This is a genomic window from Bacillus mesophilum, from assembly GCF_008923265.1.
In the GTDB taxonomy this organism is placed as follows: domain Bacteria; phylum Bacillota; class Bacilli; order Bacillales; family Cytobacillaceae; genus Cytobacillus; species Cytobacillus mesophilum.
Map to the genome: position 1 here is coordinate 14,070 of NZ_WBOT01000002.1, position 15,457 is coordinate 29,526.

General features: G+C 36.7%; 15 protein-coding genes. 5 read left to right on the forward strand and 10 right to left on the reverse strand.

Annotation, left to right across the window (positions count from 1 at the left end; translation table 11 throughout):
* Window positions 1–239 precede the first annotated feature (239 nt).
* The 3 genes from F7732_RS04915 to F7732_RS04925 all read right to left on the reverse strand — a co-directional run bounded on the left by F7732_RS04915 (window position 240) and on the right by F7732_RS04925 (window position 3,156).
* Window positions 240–1,766 (reverse strand): solute symporter family protein, encoded by a 1,527-nt coding sequence (locus tag F7732_RS04915; RefSeq protein WP_151572677.1) that lies wholly within the window; start codon window positions 1,764–1,766, stop codon window positions 240–242.
* Window positions 1,763–2,113: a DUF485 domain-containing protein gene (locus F7732_RS04920; RefSeq protein ID WP_151572678.1), complete on the reverse strand. Its 351-nt coding sequence runs from the start codon at window positions 2,111–2,113 to the stop codon at window positions 1,763–1,765. Before F7732_RS04920 ends, F7732_RS04915 begins: the two co-directional genes overlap by 4 nt.
* Before the next feature lie 284 nt (window positions 2,114–2,397).
* The gene (locus F7732_RS04925; protein ID WP_151572680.1) at window positions 2,398–3,156 is read right to left on the reverse strand and encodes a TerC family protein; all 759 of its coding nucleotides are present in this window, start codon (window positions 3,154–3,156) and stop codon (window positions 2,398–2,400) included.
* A 203-nt stretch (window positions 3,157–3,359) separates the two neighbouring features.
* Here F7732_RS04925 and F7732_RS04930 point away from each other — a divergent pair, with 203 nt between their 5' ends.
* Complete coding sequence (locus F7732_RS04930) at window positions 3,360–3,575, forward strand: methionine aminopeptidase (RefSeq protein WP_151572682.1); 216 nt, start codon at window positions 3,360–3,362, stop codon at window positions 3,573–3,575.
* A gap of 411 nt (window positions 3,576–3,986) precedes the next feature.
* On the opposite strand, the gene F7732_RS04935 is transcribed toward F7732_RS04930, so the two are convergent.
* Window positions 3,987–5,354: an MATE family efflux transporter gene (locus F7732_RS04935; RefSeq protein WP_151572684.1), complete on the reverse strand. Its 1,368-nt coding sequence runs from the start codon at window positions 5,352–5,354 to the stop codon at window positions 3,987–3,989.
* A 372-nt stretch (window positions 5,355–5,726) separates the two neighbouring features.
* Here F7732_RS04935 and F7732_RS04940 point away from each other — a divergent pair, with 372 nt between their 5' ends.
* Together F7732_RS04940 and F7732_RS04945 are read left to right on the forward strand one after the other, a co-directional pair.
* On the forward strand, window positions 5,727–7,769 hold the full coding sequence (locus tag F7732_RS04940; RefSeq protein ID WP_151572686.1) for a molybdopterin-containing oxidoreductase family protein: 2,043 nt from the start codon (window positions 5,727–5,729) through the stop codon (window positions 7,767–7,769).
* A gap of 86 nt (window positions 7,770–7,855) precedes the next feature.
* Window positions 7,856–8,224, forward strand: a complete 369-nt coding sequence (locus F7732_RS04945) for a nucleotide excision repair endonuclease (protein ID WP_151572688.1) — start codon at window positions 7,856–7,858, stop codon at window positions 8,222–8,224.
* 92 nt (window positions 8,225–8,316) lie between these two features.
* On the opposite strand, the gene pssA is transcribed toward F7732_RS04945, so the two are convergent.
* A complete protein-coding gene (pssA, locus tag F7732_RS04950) occupies window positions 8,317–9,009 on the reverse strand; it encodes a CDP-diacylglycerol--serine O-phosphatidyltransferase (protein WP_066444906.1) in 693 nt (230 codons plus the stop codon).
* Between the two features lie 530 nt (window positions 9,010–9,539).
* Here pssA and F7732_RS04955 point away from each other — a divergent pair.
* The gene (locus F7732_RS04955) at window positions 9,540–10,148 is read left to right on the forward strand and encodes a hypothetical protein (protein ID WP_240056541.1); all 609 of its coding nucleotides are present in this window, start codon (window positions 9,540–9,542) and stop codon (window positions 10,146–10,148) included.
* Window positions 10,149–10,225: 77 nt separating this feature from the next.
* Here the strand turns inward: F7732_RS04955 and F7732_RS04960 are convergent, their stop codons facing one another.
* Entirely contained in the window at window positions 10,226–10,948 is a 723-nt protein-coding gene (locus F7732_RS04960) for a class I SAM-dependent methyltransferase (RefSeq protein WP_151572690.1), read from the reverse strand.
* 177 nt (window positions 10,949–11,125) lie between these two features.
* Between F7732_RS04960 and F7732_RS04965 the strand changes: the two genes are divergently transcribed.
* Entirely contained in the window at window positions 11,126–11,362 is a 237-nt protein-coding gene (locus tag F7732_RS04965) for a hypothetical protein (RefSeq protein ID WP_151572692.1), read from the forward strand.
* Between the two features lie 104 nt (window positions 11,363–11,466).
* Here the strand turns inward: F7732_RS04965 and F7732_RS04970 are convergent, their stop codons facing one another.
* Genes F7732_RS04970 through F7732_RS04985 form a run of 4 tightly spaced genes read right to left on the reverse strand, consistent with a single transcriptional unit; the run spans window position 11,467 to window position 15,231 of the window.
* Complete coding sequence (locus tag F7732_RS04970) at window positions 11,467–11,988, reverse strand: RNA polymerase sigma factor (protein WP_151572694.1); 522 nt, start codon at window positions 11,986–11,988, stop codon at window positions 11,467–11,469.
* Window positions 11,989–12,016: 28 nt separating this feature from the next.
* Window positions 12,017–13,975: a DUF6449 domain-containing protein gene (locus tag F7732_RS04975; RefSeq protein ID WP_151572696.1), complete on the reverse strand. Its 1,959-nt coding sequence runs from the start codon at window positions 13,973–13,975 to the stop codon at window positions 12,017–12,019.
* The gene (locus F7732_RS04980; protein ID WP_151572698.1) at window positions 13,950–14,849 is read right to left on the reverse strand and encodes an ABC transporter ATP-binding protein; all 900 of its coding nucleotides are present in this window, start codon (window positions 14,847–14,849) and stop codon (window positions 13,950–13,952) included. Before F7732_RS04980 ends, F7732_RS04975 begins: the two co-directional genes overlap by 26 nt.
* Window positions 14,833–15,231, reverse strand: a complete 399-nt coding sequence (locus F7732_RS04985; protein WP_151572700.1) for a GntR family transcriptional regulator — start codon at window positions 15,229–15,231, stop codon at window positions 14,833–14,835. The genes F7732_RS04980 and F7732_RS04985 overlap by 17 nt, the downstream gene beginning before the upstream one ends.
* Window positions 15,232–15,457 lie beyond the last annotated feature (226 nt).

Sequence of the window (15,457 nt, forward strand, 5' to 3'; positions counted from 1 at the left end):
TAGGGATTCACTAATTTTAGGAAATTACATCTAAAGCGGAAAGAGGGTAAAACAAAACTAAAATAACCACCTTATAACAAAGACCGTTCCATTGCGCTGCGGTCCCTCGCTCCATTTCACTCAAGTAAATATAATATATTTTATAATGATAAATAAAAACCGAATGATTAGAAAGATCATCTTCCTAGTCATTCGGTTCAATAAGAGTATTAAATACTTATGACCCAACCTCTTTTGACTTATTTTAATCCTGTATTAGCCTTTACCATGACTTCTGCATATTTCTTCTCATCCCTCTTATTGGAGACTATCGTGCCAATGTAAGCTCCGAGAAAACCTGCTGGTATGGATACAATAGCAGGATTTGTTAATGGGAAAATTGGTTCTCCCGTAAGGATCGCAGCCCCAGCTTCTGGACTTAGAACACTTGGACTAATCGCAACAAGCACTAACGCTGTGACTAATCCAGTGATTACACCAGTCATGGCGCCAGCAGTGTTAAACCGCTTCCAATAAATCGTAAAGATGATCACTGGCAAGTTCGCACTTGCTGCTACACAGAACGCCAATGAAACAAGGAAAGCAACATTCATCTTTTGCGCAAAGAGGGCTAGCAAAATAGATAAAACGGATACCGCAACAGACGCATATCTGGCAGCCAGCATTTGCTCTTTCTCCGTAATCTTGCCCTTCTTAATAATTTGTCCGTAAATATCATGGGCAAAAGCTGAAGCACCTGATAATACTAATCCTGCAACTACTGCTAATATCGTGGCAAATGCAACTGCTGCGACAAAACTCATGAGCAGATCGCCGCCAAGTGCCTGCGCAAGCAGTGGAGCTGCCATATTTCCAGCTGAATTGGCTGCCATAATGTCTGTTGAACCTACAAACGCTGCTGCTCCAAAACCTAGGAAAATGGTTAAAATATAAAAAATACCGATTACCCATGTAGCCGTTACAACAGAGCTTCTTGCTGTTCTAGCATCTTTTACGGTGAAGAATCTCATTAAAATATGAGGCAAACCAGCCGTACCGAGCACAAGTGCTGCCATCATTGAAATCGTGTCTAAGGAATTCGTATATCTGACTCCAGGATTTAAGTAGCTCTCTCCATGCTCTGTCAGCGTTTTCATTTGTTCGAACATAGAAAATATGTTGAAATTGAATTCGGCTAATACAAGAACCGAAATAATAACAGTACCAAGCATCAGCAAAACCGCTTTAATGATCTGCACCCAGCTCGTTGCTGTCATTCCGCCGAATAAAACATATGTGGTCATCATAACGCCAACCAACAATACTGCTATCCAATAGTCAATGCCTAACAGTAATTGTATAAGTGCACCTGCCCCAACCAGCTGTGCGATCATATAAAAAATGACGATAGTAATTGTGCTCAATGCTGCTACTCCGCGTACCTTTTTTTGATCAAAACGCGCATTGATCATATCTGCAATGGTGTATTTCCCTAAGTTGCGCAGAGGTTCCGCTACAATATATAAAACTACTAAATAGGCAACTAAATAACCAATTGAATAAAAGAAACCGTCAAAGCCAAACAAGGCAATTGCTCCCGCGATTCCCAGAAATGATGCTGCAGATAAATAATCACCTGCAATAGCAAGCCCATTCTGCCAGCCTGTCAGGCCACCTCCAGCCGTATAAAATTCACTAGTTGTATTTGTCCTTTTGGCAGCCCAATAAGTAATCACTAGCGTCACAGCAACGATTAAAACAAATAAGCTTAATCCAATCGTACTCATATTGTTTGGTCTCCCTTGCCTGTATACTGATCAACAATTTCATCTGCCTTCTGATCAAAACCTGCAGCTTTTCTTACATAAATCATACATAAAGCCCATGTCATAATGAATTGTGCGAAAGCGTAAACCCATGTCCATGTGATTGAGCCGATGGCTGGCTGATTCAGTATTGTCGTATAGGATGTCAAGATCGGCAAAGTAAAATAAAAGACTAAAAAGAATATGGTCATTGGGACGAGGAATTTTTTCTTTTGCTTTATAAGCTGCTTAAATTCGGAACTATTGGCAATTTGGTCATAGTTTATTTGTTCTTCATTATTCTGCAGCTCTTTAGCCGTATTTTCCATTTTCGTTTCACCTCTCCTTTTTCTGAAATATATAATTATTCTAAAAAGTTTGACATAAGTTTACAATAGTACAGACTTCCTATTTTGTAAGCGCTTTTCCAATTGATTCTCTATTAAGTGATTGTGCTTCAAATCATAGGAACATGTGCAAGATTATTTTTAGTTTGGATAATGGAAAACAGATGATCATTGAAAAAAACAGAACAGCGCCATTTTGCGTGGCGCCGTTCTGTTCTGGTTAAAATGGTTATTTTATAAGAGATACAATCTAAATTTAATTGTATTTAAACCGTTTTATCATGGTGATTATGTCTATTATTTAAGAAATGAACAACAAAGGTACATAAGAAGGCTAATATGATAATTGAGAAAAATACCATATGACCTATTTCAATCCCAAAAACGCTAAGAAGCATTTTTGCTGCAATAATTCCTATAAGGATAAAAGCTGTGTTTTCAAGTTCAGGAACTCTTTCTATTAAGTATAAGAACCCTTTTGCAACTGTTCTCATCATTAAAATCCCAAGCATACCGCCAATCAGGAGGATCCAAACCTCTTCAGAAACAGCAAATGCTGCTAAAATACTATCAACTGAGAACGCTAAATCTAATAATTCTACTGAGATTACGGTTGCCCAAAAAACACCGAAGGTTCTAGTGAGCCAGCCTTTGTTCTTTTTCTCTGTAACCTCTTCATCATTCTCTCCAAGCCAAAAGTGTTTGACAACAAGCCACGCTAAGTATGCCGCACCAAGTACTTTAATCCACCAGAACTTAATAAGCAGCATGCCTAATCCTATAAATAAAAACCGGAAAAAATATGCACCGAAAAGTCCATATGTTAATGCTTTCTTTTGCTGATCTTTTGGCAGCGGACGAACCATTACAGCCAGGACAAGAGCGTTATCTGCCGATAGTAGCCCTTCCAGCACAACCAATGTGCCAATGTATCCCCATGACACTGGATCGGTTAATACTTCTCCCCACATGTTCCAGTCAAAAAATGAGGCATATGTGTCCAATAACTGCTGCAATATCTCCATTACAAAGACTCCTTTTTTAACGAGTATGTTTATCCTCTAGCTTTATAGCTATTATTGGGATATTATACTCCTATTTTTTTGAAATTGCATATAAAATTTTCAATCACACCTCATGAGCATAAACCATTTTGTTTTACTCTTAATATAATGTATAAAATCAACATTTATTATACAAAATAAGGAAAAATGTGAGGTGCATAGCAATGGGATTGTTTGGTTCCTTTCAAAAATGGAAAAATGCAAAGTATGAAGAACATATGTCTAGAATGAAAGAAGATAATAAATGCCCAGATTGCAATGGCAGAGGATTTCTAATTTTTCCGGCAAGTATGTATCTGTATAATAGTGAATCTATAAATTGTCATGGCTGCAATGGAACTGGTTTATATACAGATTGGGGACAATCTGGCGAATTATAAAATGGGACAAAACTTTAATCACTATTGCAAAAAAGAATATAATAGTATTGCTTAAATAAAACAAGTCCGTTCCATTACACATCGGGCACTCGCTTTCCGAAGAGAAGAAGCTGACTCTCCTCGGAATGGCGGGTGTTACTCTTTCCCTTATTTCCCTCTGGAGTCAAATGTCCTCCGCTTCATTTCAATCTTGTTTAATAATTTCAATCTCAAGCAACAGTTAAAGACGAGAGAATTCCCTCTCTTGATTAAGTTGTTAGGTTTAATATTTTCCAGCCTTTTTTTTTAGCTTCATATATAAGAAGCCGCTGCCACTATTCTGGCTTCGTAAAGTCCAGGTTGTTGTTCACTTTTTTTATATTTAAACTACCTTAATTCCACTAATTTCACAGTAATATCTCAGTTTTCATTCTAAGCATTACTTATACTGGCTCTAATTTTAAAACGCTTCTGAATAAGAAGCAATCTTCCCATAAGTGCAATCCCGGCAGCCAGCAGCCCCACAGTTAAACCAATCCAGTAGCCTGTCGCCCCCATCTCTGTAAAATGTGAAAGATAATAGCCAAGAGGCAGACAAATCCCCCAATAGGCAATTAAAGTAATTACAAATGCTATATTCACATCTTTGTACCCGCGTAACGCTGCCAATGCGGTAACCTGCAGAGCGTCTGATACTTGAAAAAATAAAGCGTAGATTAGAAAACTGCCTGTTAACGCTATAACTGCTGGTTCATTTGAGTATAGTCCTGCTACCTGCTCTCGGAATAAAACGACTAATAATCCAGTAAAAAACGCAACAAGCATGGCCATGCTAATTCCCAGCCAGCTATAAATTCTTGCATCTTTATACTGCTTAGCCCCCACTTCATAACCTACTAAGACCGTTAATGCCATTGATACACTAATCGGAATCATATATAAGAAAGAGACTATATTTAATGCTGTCTGATAGGAAGCTATAGTTGTGATGCTAAACTTGCTGATTAAGATGGTTACAGCAGCAAACATGCTCGTTTCAAAAAAAGTTGATAATCCCATTGGCACACCTATTTTTAAAATCTCTGCACATCCTTTAGGATCAAAGCCGCTCATATTCTTCAAAATCCTAAACTGTGAAAAAGGTTCTTGTTTAATAACGATAAACAAGGTCATGGCTAGAATGAACCAATATGTAATGGCTGTTGCATATCCTCCTCCAGCACCTCCCAATTCTGGAAAACCGAAAGCTCCAAAAATGAAAACATAGTTTAAAACTAAGTTGATTGGCAATGCCAATAATAAAACGACCATAATGACTCTGGTTTTACCAAGTGCATATATAAATGAACGTAATACATTAAAGAGAAAAAGCGGCAGAATCCCAAAGCTAAGACCAATTAAGTAATGGTAAGCCGTCTGATGAACATGCTGCTCCAAATTCATAAAAAGCAGTAATTCATTTAAAAATAAACTGCCAGCTGTAAGTACAATTAAAGCAATGATTATGGCTAAATACACACCATTTTTAACAATGGAGGCAACATCATCCTTCTTTTTTTCACCAAATTTTTGTGCAGCTAGCGGTGACACGGCTATTAATATACCACTTAAACCTGTGAAGATCGGATTCCAAATAGATGTGCCAATGGCAACTCCAGCAAGGTCAGCTGAATTATACTTTCCAGACATAATGGTATTAAAAAACACCATTGAAAACATCCCAAGCTGAGTTATTAATATAGGAAGTAAAAGAACCGTGATTTGTTTAATTTTTTCCATCGTTGAATTTGTCTGATGCATGGTACACTCCTTGTTTAGAACTTATTTAGGATCTCGAAACAACCTATATTATCTTATAAGCTATTCTCCTTTGGAAAGAGAGAATAAAAAGCTTTTAAATATACGAAATTCTAGAGTCCCCCCTTTTATCCAAAACGTTCTTATTGCGGGTTGCAATAAACTATCTTATGATAGTAATAATTTATATTTTATCTAGATGTGTTAGGCTGTTTCACTAATTCTTTATGAGTTTTAACAATCTCCTCTTTCAACAGCGACCTGAATTATTCTGTGATAAAAATGATGGTTCTTCATCATATGCAAACATAATTCAACTTCCGTTTTGACCTCATAAATAAAACAGTCTGACATTCAGTAAAGGAGTACATTCTTATGTCATCATATATTGATCAAAAAAATGGCGTCTTTCCATCTGTATGCTCTCTCGATTGTCCAGATCAGTGCGGACTGCTTGTTCATAAGGAAGACGGAAAAATTACGAAAATTGAAGGTGATCCCAATCACCCAGTAACACAGGGAAGTATTTGCAATAAAGTGAGACATATGACAAACCGCTTATATGATGAAAATCGCTTGCAATACCCTTTGAAACGAATTGGAAAAAAAGGAGAAGGCAAGTTTGCCCGTATTTCATGGGATGAGGCAATTTCCGAGATAACCTCCCGCTGGAAAAAACTCATTGAGGACCATGGCTCTGAAAGTATTTTGCCGTATAGTTTTTATGGCAATATGGGTCTTATTACTTCCGAGGGAATGGACCGGCGATTTTTTAACGCACTAGGTTCTTCACAACTTGACCGCAAGATATGCCAATCAGCCGGAACAAAAGGCTATTCGTATACAATGGGAGGAAATATTGGCGTTGACCCAGAGGATACGGTTCATGCAAAACTGATCATCTTCTGGGGAATTAATGCAGTGAGCACCAATATGCACCAGGTCATGCTTGCTCAGAAGGCCAGAAAAAACGGTGCAAAAATTGTGGTCATTGATGTGCACAAAAACCAAACCGGCAGGCTTGCTGATTGGTTTATTCCCATAAAGCCAGGTACAGATGGAATGCTTGCATTAGGACTTATGCATATTATTTTTAAAGAAAATATAGTTGACGAAGCATTTATGCAGGAGCATACAATTGGCCACGAACAGCTCAGAGAACATGTCAGACAATATTCTCCTGAACAAACAGCTGAGATCACTGGTGTACCATTAGAAGACCTCTATGAGCTTGCTGAATTGTACGGAACATCTGATTCCGCTTTTATTCGGATTGGAAACGGCCTTCAGCATCATGATAATGGAGGAATGGCAACAAGGGCTATTTCCTGTTTGCCTGCTGTCACTGGCCATTGGGCTAAAAAAGGCGGAGGAGCCATTAAATCGAATTCAGGTTTTCTTGCACACAATGAAGATCAGCTGCAGCGTCCGGATTTACTTACAGACAAAAATACACGTGTAATCAATATGAACCAAATCGGTGATGCCTTGCTTCAAACAGTTGATCCAGTGCGTTCCATGTTTGTTTATAACAGCAATCCGGCAATTGTCGCACCAAGTGCAAATAAAGTGCGGGAAGGTCTGCAGCGTGACGATTTGTTTTTGGTAGTTCATGACTTGTTCCTGACTGAAACGGCGAAGATGGCAGATATTGTACTGCCTGCCACTTCATCCTATGAAAATACTGATTTCTTAGCATCCTATTGGCATCATTATGTTCAGCTGCAGCAGCCAGTAATTGAACCGTTCGGTGAAGCAAAATCCAATACTGACGTATTCAGACTGCTGGCCGCAGAAATGGGCATAACTAATGAAGCTTTTACAGCAACCGATGAAGAACTTATTCAGATGTCTTTAAACTATGAGGAAAATCCTTATATCAGTCATATTACATTTGAAGGATTAAAGGAACATCAATTTATGAAGGCTGATCTAAATCTGGCACTATTGGAAAACCTTCCGACTGCAAGCGGCAAAATTGAACTTTACTCTGAAAAAATGATCGAAGATGGATATGATCCATTGCCAGTATACGTACCTATAAAGCCTGATGGTGACTATGAGTTTATGTTTATACCAGGACCAAACCATAACTTTTTAAACAGTACTTTCTCGAATAATGACAAACACCAGAAACTTGAAAAAGAACCAAAGGTTCATTTAAATAGTGCAGATGCGAGCAGACTGCATATAGAAGACGGAGAAATGGTAAAGGTATGGAATGACAGAGGAATGTGTGAATTAAAAGCTGCTGTAGGAGAAACTGTTTTACCAGGTGTCGCTGTTACACAAGGGCTATGGTCAGATCAGGATGGAAAAATACAGCTCGTTAACGCATTAACACCTGATCGTCTCTCTGATATGGGCGACGGTGCAACCTTCTTCTCCGGACGGGTAAATGTAAGTAAGATGGTTTAACGTAATGCAAGTTGATTTTCTTTTCTGAGATTTTTATTTCTTTCATTTTTATGGTACTATTTACAACAGAATAGGAAGTGATAATAATGATAAAAATTGATATCCCAGAACCAAACCTAGTGATTACAAAAAAGCAGCCTGATCAATCTTCTTCAGTCATCAGCAATGACTACGGATTTGTTGATTATCATAAAATCCCAAGAGATAAAGGCGGTCTCATTCTATTTTTAGATGCAGATGAAAATTTAATGTTTGTAGGTAAAGCACGTAAATTAAGACAGCGTGTGAAAAAGCATTTTGAAGATAATGTTTCTCCAATTAAAAAGTACCGTGATGATGTCTATAAAATTGCGATCATCCTTGTAGAAGATGCAATGGAACGTGAAATTTATGAAACTTATATCATCAATACATTACATGCTGAATACAATATTGATAAAGTTTTTTATAAGTAAAAGAACGAACGCTAGAATTTGGGGACAAGTTTAAAACTTACTTATTAAGCACATAAAAAATGCCTTGCATATATGAATGCAAGGCATTTTCATTATTCTTCTTTTCTCTCTTTCCCCTTTTTAAACATATAAGCAATATAAGCAATATATAGAGGGGTTGCTATATAAATTAAATATGGATATGAATTGTATGTTCCTTTATATAGGACAAATAACAAGCATCCCAAAAAGATCGTCACAATTGTTCCGTATTTAGGCAAAGGTATTTCTTTAAAGCTTGGGATTCGGATTCTGCTTACCATAAGAAAGCACAGGGCGGTAAATACAACGGTTGTGACAATGTTGGGAAGGTTATGACCAAACAATGTGAGAATTGCCAAAATACCACCAGCAGCTGTTATGGGGACTCCAATAAAATAGTGCATATTGGTTTTACTCGTACTAATATTAAATCGAGCAAGTCTAAATGCCCCAAATAACGGAAATAGGCCTGAAATAGCCATACCCAGCATGCCAAATTGAGAAAAATATGTATAATAAACCAGAAATGAAGGTGCAACCCCAAAAGTTACGATATCTGCAAGAGAATCTAGCTCTTTCCCTAATGTACTATCTGCCTTTAGCATTCGGGCTGCACGTCCATCCATACTATCAAGCATCATACCAATTATAATTAAGATTGCAGCATTGTTGTATTGTCCATATGCAGCAAACCCTATAGATAAAAAACCGCAATATAAATTCCCGAGTGTCATCATATTCGGGATCATTTTAATAAATCTCACTCTGTATCAACTAGCTCCCTTCACGTACTTATAAATGCAATACTCTTTATTCTTTACCAATATACACTTTCTCACTCAGCAACATTTTCCTTCAAATATTATACCATTTATATAATCATTATTTTACTGAGATCTTCCTGTTTCATGAAAATAATCAGAAATAGAACATATGACAAAGGAAAACATAGGTCTAATTACCCTTTTCTTTGTGATGAAAGACAGATTAAATGTTTTTATATTATTAATTTTTTGTAAAATATGAAAAAAATGAAACAAAACAAGTACTTCGATCGTCATACATACAAACACTTCTGCTGCTCAATAAGCCTCAAGTCTTAGACTATATTAAATCTCTGGCTCCTTTTTCACATTAAGGTCTATTGATAGGATGTTAATATAATATGACAGGGTAATTTACGATCTAACTGATAAGTGCCATTTTACTTAGAAATTTTCTTTCCATTATAGTATTCATTAAACTATCAGTAGTAATCCTAATACATACAGAATAAATTGCCTTAAAAGGAGATATGATTGTGGAACGCAAAATCTATTTGATTTTAACTGATACAGGAACCATGTTTACTAGATTAATAAAAATGTATACGCGAAAGCCTTACAATCATGCTTCCCTTTCCTTTGATCCGCATTTTCTGCAAGTATACAGTTTCGGGCGAAAACGTCAAAGAAATCCATTTATCGGAGGATTTGTTAAGGAAAGTGTTTCGAAAGGTTTATTGCAAAATGCATCATGTGCAATATATTCCTGCCATGTTACAGAAGAACAATATCAGAAAATGCAGGAATTTATCTCAAAGATTGAAATGGAAAAGCACAGATATAGGTATAATCTGCTAGGGGTATTTGCGTTGCCGTTTCATATGAAAATTAATCGATCTCATGCCTTTTTCTGTTCTCAGTTTGTCTCTACCGTTCTTTCTGAGGGAAATGTTGTTAACCTGAATAAACCTGCATGCTTTGTTACGCCCCATGATTTACAGCACAGCAATCCTTTTCAGCTTGTCTTCCAAGGAAGGATGTCTGATTTCATTAATGTGTCCGAACATCATTATCAGACTGCACTCAGTGATAATCATGATTGGTTTGGATTATTATGGAGAAAAATTTGGAGCATTTAATTTTTCTCCACTTTATTTGTTTTGCTTTTTTAGTTAACTATATGAGACAGTTTTCTATTTAAGCACAACTTTTACTTTTATTTTGTCACCTTAAAAACTCTATAGCCCAGCACCTCGGCAAAATGTAAAGTAAGTTCTTGATGTACAGACATCTTGTCCTCTAACTCTTTATTTAAGTGAATTCTTGGAGGACTGCTGTCTTCTTCTCCGGGAATATATTCTTCAAGCTCCTGCAGTATGGTTTTTCCCTCTATAATATCGACTGTTTTAAACCCAGCCTCCGCTAATTCTTTCTTCCAATCATTTTCTGTGTACAGGCTCTTCATTCCGTAAAATTGTGTTAGTTCTTCCTTCTCTATATCTAGTAATTCCTCTTCAATTGTCATTTCATTCATCAATAAGATTCCTGTCGACTTTAAGACTCGCTCATATTCTAATAACGTTTGTTTTACATTTGTAAAAGCTGTGATAGATTCAGCCAAAATATAGTCAAAAGATTTATCTTTAAAAGGCATACTTTCTACATTCCCTATATGCAGATTAATTGAAACAGAATGCTCATGAAAATTTTTCCGTGCTAGATCTGCCATCTGTTTATTTTGCTCAATTGCCGATACATGACAGTGAAAGTTTTCAGCTAAATAAATGGATGTCTCTCCCCTACCGCAGCCAGGGTCAAGTACGGAAGAAGATGATGTAATCGGTAAGCTTTTTATAAGTTCCTGTGTGAGTCTGCGGCCGCCTGGATGTGCATTTCCTATCTCATAAGCAGCTAGCATATCATGATAAGTGTAGGACACGTGACAACTTCCCTTCTTTGTTTAAGATCTGATGTATAGTATGAGTCCCCAAATGTTTTTGATTGTCGTTTTACGCCTAAAAACTTCCGCAAATGCACCACAGCAAAAACCTAACCATTTTTATTTTTTGGACATAATCTAATCTTGTACTGGAAATATGAGCGTGGAGGTGTATTTATGGGTCATTATGAAACTTGCAGAAGAGGAATTGGAAGGCCTGTGCAAATTAGAATGAGCAATGGAGCCGTTCACCGTGGAGTGATCGATCGTGTTTCTCCTGGTCGTGTATTCCTTAGACCTTTAGGCGGCCGTAATTATGGAGGTTATGGCTATGGCTATGGCTGGGGTGGCTTCGGGGCTGGACTTGCTATTGGTGCGATTGCTGCAATAGCCTTTCTTCCGTTTTTCTGGTAAAATTAAATCTCTTTTTAAAGGAATTAATTTTATTTATAGCAAAAAACGCAGGAATCATCTGTATATGAGATGATCCTGCGTTTCTAAATAATTTTCTTTACAATTTAAGATGCTGTATCCTGTTCGGCAAGCAGCTCTTTTAATTGTTTCCGCATTCGATACAGTCTTGTTTTCACCGTATTTGGATTCATTTCTAAGATTTCTGCTATTTCTCTTTCTTTTAGACCATCTTTCATTTTTAAAAGAAACAATTGCTTGTGTTCTGGAGAAAGTGAATTAAGATACTGATATATTTTTGCTTGCAGCTCGTTTGCTTCAGCCTCTTTTTCAACATTCTGCGCCATAACTGCATATACCTTTTCCAATTCAGTATATCCGTCAACTTTTTCTCTAGTTTTCTTTTCTTTCCGCAAAAAGTCAATTGCTGTTCGAGTCGTGATCGAAGCAAGCCAAGCACCTAGCTTTGCAGGGTCGGCAACAGAATCCAAATGTTTATAGGCTTTAATCAGTGCTTCCTGTACAACATCTTGTGCTAAATAATAGTCTCTTGTAACACCGTAGGCAATTTGAAACAGACGCTTTTGATGCAGATCACAAATCTCTCTCATTTCAAGATGTTTTGACATTTCTGCTGCCTCCCCTCTACCAATCAATTTAATTATCTTCAAAGTGTCTTACAATGCTTGCTGGTGCATCCTTGCCTGCCAGCTCCTTAACATCATATTCACCCTTAGCGTATACATAACAAATGATATATTCATTTTGTGGTGAATATGAAGCGTTATTTAAGAGAAAGTCAATATCCTGCTTATTTGTCAATTTAAGTACATTTTCATGCTTATTCATTTCTTTAAAAACATCTGAATAGGTGTAGCCAAGCCATAAATCTTCAGGTATCATTTCTTTCTTCAAAATGTAAGCATATTGAATATCTTCAGCTGTAATACGTGATTGTTCCAGTAAATCTTGATCTTGAAGCCAGTTCTTGAAATGCTGATCATATGTCTTCCATTCCATATAAATAGAATTGTCACTATTTTTTATGCGCAATTCAATGTAAGCAATTGGCTCTTTGCTGGATATCATATTTTCATAGCTAGCAGATTGAATATCTTCTTTCAAAGCTCGGATCGCTTCCTGAATTTTGTTGTTATCAGTAATGGAAGTTCTTTTAGGAAGAGTCCCATTTGCATCAATTATTAATTCACTGATGTTCTCTGGATCTGCTTGAAAAATTGAATTTGTATTCGTTTTATACTCCTGCGATTCTTCAATTTTCTTAAAGTAGGTTTCGTATAGGTTAAGATCAACTTGATAACTTCGTACAACTTTTTCTCCATTTTTCAGCAGATATGTCATATAGACTGTTGGGTCATGCCCCAGTCCAGTGTAATCTCTATTTTTGATAATACTTGCATGCAGGTCACGAACTGCTTCAATATTATCAGCTTCCTTGAGGAAGACTGGCATTTCATTTTCTAGAGAATCTTGGTAATAGTAATAACTTTCACTTAAGTGGACACCTTGTATTTCATCATAGGAAGGAATTCTTTTTTCAAATTGTGTTAAATCAAGTTTAAATAAAACCGCAGCCCCCACCATTACAATAGCAAATATGAGAAGTCCTTTTACCTGAAATGTTATTCGCCAAGATTTCTGAAGCACCATCTCAGCAATTACATATCCGATGATTGCTCCAATTACATATCCCGCTACGATCCAAGAAGTCTTTTGCTGTATTTCTCCACAATACAAACCGCCTAATAGCATCATGCAAAAGGTTACTCCATATTTAAACACCGGCTTTAAAAATGGGTAAACAAGTGCATGTGAAACAGCTTCAATTGGCCTTTTAACATAAGAGAAAAGAGCTAATATATATAAGCAAACAGCTGCTATGCTATATAAGATTAATTCTAATGAATCCACCTCTATATAACTTATCTGTGCAAATAGCACAAGCGGCGAAAACCTTTCCAGCTTGGTATCCAGTATGTAATCTGCTGAGAAACCAGTAAGAAAATAGGAAAGATTGATGGTGATTAACATCAGCATGCCTAGAGGCAATAATAACCCGATATATGTGAGCGCCCCTTGAACAGCCGAGATACCGGAGATGGTTCCAATAAATACTCCCATTAAAAAGAATAATATATGAAACAGCAGCATGATTAAAATCCAACTGCCAACATCATTCAACGAGAATAATTCTTCTAATTGAAAAGGCTCATACATCGCTAAAAGAATCAATGTTATAAAAACTAATGGTAATATTAAATATAAAATACCTGTTATTGTATATTGGTGGAACAAAGCTTTTCTCGTAATAGGTAAACTGTGCACATAATCACTATACTGCCGGACATGCAGGAAACGGAATAAAAAGATTGCCATAAGCACAGGAATTCCCATTGTAAAAACGATTTGCACACCCTGCTGAAAAGAAAATAAATTGTCGATAAAAATGTATTGACGCTCTTCCTCTGTAAACGCCATTAGCTGTAATGGCAGTGCAAAGAATAATCCAGCAAACTGCAAAATTGAAATCCACCCTACACTTCTAAAAATCATTTTTTGCAATTCTCTATTAATCAAGGATGTTTTGTACGGCATAGCCTGCATCCTCCATTTCATAAAGAAAGATCTCTTCCAGTGTTAGTGGCAATATATCAAATATAACTGGATGGTATCCCTGTATTTTTGTCAGGAGTTCTTCTTCCAACCCTTTAACAATACAGATGAAAATGCTGCCGCGCTTTTCTTGATGAACAATGTCTAAAGATGAGATTAATTGCTTCGGAATTTCCCCTTTAAAAGCAAGCTGGATTTTGTGAGTATCTGATTTTAAGTCATCTAAATCTCTTTCTAAAATCATTTTCCCTTTATGCAATATACCAACATGATCACAAATGTCCTCAACTTCCTTTAGATTATGAGAAGAGATTAATACGCTCATTTCTCTGTCTGCAACATCATCGAAAATAAGGCTTTTTACTTTTTTCCTCATAACTGGGTCTAATCCATCCATAGGCTCATCTAAAATTAGGACACTTGGCTGCGCAGATAATGCTAAAATAAATGCTGCCTGCCTCTGAATTCCTTTTGAAAATTTATGAATTTTCTTCGTAACGTCTAAGTTAAAGTCTGCGGCGAGCTGTTTGAATCTTTCCTCGGACCAGTTTGGATAAAAACTGCTATACACCTTTCCCATTTGTTTCAAGGTATACTGCGGAATAAAAAAAGGTGTATCCTGTATGATAATAATTTCCTGCTTTAAAGACGGATTCTCATAAACTTCTCGTCCGTCTATGAGAATACTTCCTTCACTTTGTTCATAAATGCCTGCAATCATTTTTAAGAGGGTCGTTTTCCCTGCCCCATTTGAACCGAGAAGCCCGTAGATCGATCCTTTGTTTACATGAATACTTACATTTTCAATTGCTTCAATTTCTTGGAATTCCTTACGCACATTACTGATTTTGATCATCTTCGAGCCCCCCTTTGGACGCGATTTCGATATTATTAACCATTTTTATTAAGTCCTCAGCATTCATACCTAAAAAAAGAGCCTCAGACATCAGTTTATTTAATTCACTTTTTACCTTTTCAAGTTTCTCTGATTGAATATGTAAACTTGGAGGGCTGACAAAGCTGCCTCTCCCTTTTATGGAATAAATATAGCCTTGTGTTTCGAGCTCTCGATAAGCTTTTTGGATGGTGTTCGGATTGATGGTTAATTGCTGAGCAAGCGTGCGAACGGAAGGAAGCTGCTCGTCGGTTTTAAGTATCTCTGAAATAATTAGCTCCTTCAGCCGCTCAACTAATTGTTCATATATCGGTTTACGGCTTCTCACATCAAGCTCAAACATAAGCACCCTCCCAACTGTATGTAGTGTACTACGTTACATAATACAGTTAATACAGATTGATTATATTATAATATCCTGCAAATGGAAAGAGATTTTTAGAAAATATCTTAAACGTTAGTTATTTCGTTAATTAAACAACACTCATTAATTAGAACATCTTCTAATATAATCACAAAGTAATATATTTTTAGATATGAATTTTAGTTCAGCCAGCAGAAGCAAAGAT

What these genes read in the sequence shown, in the direction of transcription:
- F7732_RS04915 (WP_151572677.1), bottom strand. Translation starts at nt 1,766, where the DNA reads ATGAGTACGATTGGATTAAGCTTATTTGTTTTAATCGTTGCTGTGACG.
- F7732_RS04920 (WP_151572678.1), bottom strand. Translation starts at nt 2,113, where the DNA reads ATGGAAAATACGGCTAAAGAGCTGCAGAATAATGAAGAACAAATAAAC.
- F7732_RS04925 (WP_151572680.1), bottom strand. Translation starts at nt 3,156, where the DNA reads ATGGAGATATTGCAGCAGTTATTGGACACATATGCCTCATTTTTTGAC.
- F7732_RS04930 (WP_151572682.1), top strand. Translation starts at nt 3,360, where the DNA reads ATGGGATTGTTTGGTTCCTTTCAAAAATGGAAAAATGCAAAGTATGAA.
- F7732_RS04935 (WP_151572684.1), bottom strand. Translation starts at nt 5,354, where the DNA reads ATGCATCAGACAAATTCAACGATGGAAAAAATTAAACAAATCACGGTT.
- F7732_RS04940 (WP_151572686.1), top strand. Translation starts at nt 5,727, where the DNA reads ATGTCATCATATATTGATCAAAAAAATGGCGTCTTTCCATCTGTATGC.
- F7732_RS04945 (WP_151572688.1), top strand. Translation starts at nt 7,856, where the DNA reads ATGATAAAAATTGATATCCCAGAACCAAACCTAGTGATTACAAAAAAG.
- F7732_RS04955 (WP_240056541.1), top strand. Translation starts at nt 9,540, where the DNA reads ATGATTGTGGAACGCAAAATCTATTTGATTTTAACTGATACAGGAACC.
- F7732_RS04965 (WP_151572692.1), top strand. Translation starts at nt 11,126, where the DNA reads ATGGGTCATTATGAAACTTGCAGAAGAGGAATTGGAAGGCCTGTGCAA.
- F7732_RS04970 (WP_151572694.1), bottom strand. Translation starts at nt 11,988, where the DNA reads ATGTCAAAACATCTTGAAATGAGAGAGATTTGTGATCTGCATCAAAAG.
- F7732_RS04975 (WP_151572696.1), bottom strand. Translation starts at nt 13,975, where the DNA reads ATGCCGTACAAAACATCCTTGATTAATAGAGAATTGCAAAAAATGATT.
- F7732_RS04980 (WP_151572698.1), bottom strand. Translation starts at nt 14,849, where the DNA reads ATGATCAAAATCAGTAATGTGCGTAAGGAATTCCAAGAAATTGAAGCA.
- F7732_RS04985 (WP_151572700.1), bottom strand. Translation starts at nt 15,231, where the DNA reads ATGTTTGAGCTTGATGTGAGAAGCCGTAAACCGATATATGAACAATTA.